The 755-nt window shown below is 45.8% G+C and carries 2 protein-coding genes; one reads left to right on the top strand and one right to left on the bottom strand.

What is annotated here, in order from left to right; translation table 11 throughout:
* The coding region (locus tag R7Q48_RS26920; protein WP_318133305.1) for an FtsW/RodA/SpoVE family cell cycle protein at positions 1–292 on the top strand (292 nt) is incomplete at its 5' end.
* A 76-nt stretch (positions 293–368) separates the two neighbouring features.
* On the opposite strand, the gene R7Q48_RS26915 is transcribed toward R7Q48_RS26920, so the two are convergent.
* The coding region (locus tag R7Q48_RS26915; protein ID WP_318133303.1) for a YebC/PmpR family DNA-binding transcriptional regulator at positions 369–755 on the bottom strand (387 nt) is incomplete at its 5' end.

Here is a 755-nt window from a genome sequence, read left to right as displayed (position 1 = left end):
ATGGGGGTTCATTGGCTGTGTGGGATTGCTGACGCTATACCTATTTATTACAGCACGGGTGATGTTGCTAGCCTGCCAATCTGAGCACTTTTTTAGTCGCTTAGTCAGTGGCACCTTGGCGATGAGCTTCTTCCTCTACGCCTTTATTAATACTGGAATGGTGAGTGGATTGTTGCCAGTGATGGGAAGCCCGCTTCCATTCTTTAGTTACGGCGGAACAGCCATGCTGACACAGGGCATCTGCTTTGGCGTAATCATGTCCCTGTGTTACTCCAAATACCGTAATACTTAGCGCTACTCGCAATATTTAGCACGATCAAAAAAGGCTTCCCTCGGGAAGCCTTTTTTACAACAACGAAAGCTAAAAATTATAGCTCAGCGTTGTGGTATACCTGCTGAACGTCGTCGCAGTCATCTAGAAGGTCTAGGAACTTCTGGAATTTCTCTGCGTCTTCACCCGCTACTGGCGTTTGAGTTTGAGGAACGAAAGTGATTTCTTCCACATCAATTGTCAGATCAGGGAATGCTGCGTTTAGCGCTGTTTTCGTTTTGAAGAACTCAGTGTGAGGAGCAAATACTGTGATCACACCATCTTCTAGTTCAACGTCAGTTACGTCTACGTCTTCCATCATTAGCGTTTCAAGAATCACTTCATCGTCTTCGCCTTTGAATTGGAATACCGCTTGGTGATCGAACATGTGAGACACAGAACCTTCCACACCAATCTTCGCGCCAACTTTTACAAAGCATTGGCG

Source organism: Vibrio sp. 378, assembly GCF_033339435.1.
This window is presented reverse-complemented; position numbering and strand designations above follow the sequence as displayed.